General features: G+C 60.8%; 2 protein-coding genes. Both read left to right on the forward strand.

Annotated features, from left to right (window positions below; all coding sequences use genetic code 11):
- On the forward strand, nt 1-328 hold a 328-nt coding region (locus AQ981_RS25340), incomplete at its 5' end, for a fimbrial biogenesis chaperone (RefSeq protein ID WP_420809812.1).
- 35 nt (nt 329-363) lie between these two features.
- Nucleotides 364-893 (forward strand): fimbrial protein (locus AQ981_RS25345; RefSeq protein WP_058914526.1); only part of this gene is annotated, 530 nt, incomplete at its 3' end.

Genomic DNA, 893 nt, shown 5'->3' on the forward strand with positions numbered 1-893 from the left:
CAAGCTGTTCTACCGTCCGAAAGCCATTCTGCCGGAGAAGTACAGTCGCTGGGATAACCAACTGGTGTTGCACAAGGTGAGCGGCGGCTACCGGGTGGAGAACCCGACGCCCTATTACATGACAGTAATCGGTATTACCGCGGCGCCAGGGCAGGCGGTGGCGCAAGGTTTCCAGACCGTGATGGTGGCGCCGAAATCCAGCGCCATGGTAAAGAGCGCGCAGTTCGCCACGCCGCATGTCACCACCATTAATGATTTCGGCGGTAAGCCGACCCTGCCGTTCCGCTGCAACGGCGATGTCTGTCGGGCCGAGGTGCCGAAGTCCTGACGGCGCGCTGTCGGACCGGATACAGGAGATACGTGATGAAAAAAAGGGTTGCTCCTGACGCTGTGATGCTCTGGCTGCTGATGATGGGCGCTGCTTGTTCAGCCAGCGCCGCGAACCAGGATACCGACGGCCTGAATGGCGGCATCCGCGCTACCGGTACCCTGGTGGCGTCGCCGTGCAGGCTACTACCGGAATCGGTGGAACAGAAGATTGACCTGGGCAGCGCCATAGCCTGGGAACTGGAGTTGCGCGGTAATGTGACCACGCCGGTACCGGTCTATATCCGGCTTGATGGTTGTCCAGGCGAATACCAGTTCATGCGCGATGACCAGCGAATGCGCGGCACCACAGTACTCACCGGCCAGTCGGCGGTGAAAATGACGCTGTATGGCGAGATGGAACCAAGCGACGGACGCTTTTTCCGGGTGCATGGCGGGGTGACAGGCGTCGCGCTGCGCCTCAGCGACCGTAATGGGGAACTGTTGAGCCCCGGCATGCAAAGCCGCCCACAGATCCTCAACCCGGGACGCAACGATCTGGTGTTTCTGGCGCAGTTATGGCGTAC

It is taken from the genome of Entomohabitans teleogrylli, assembly GCF_001484765.1.
Classification (GTDB): Bacteria; Pseudomonadota; Gammaproteobacteria; order Enterobacterales; family Enterobacteriaceae; genus Entomohabitans; species Entomohabitans teleogrylli.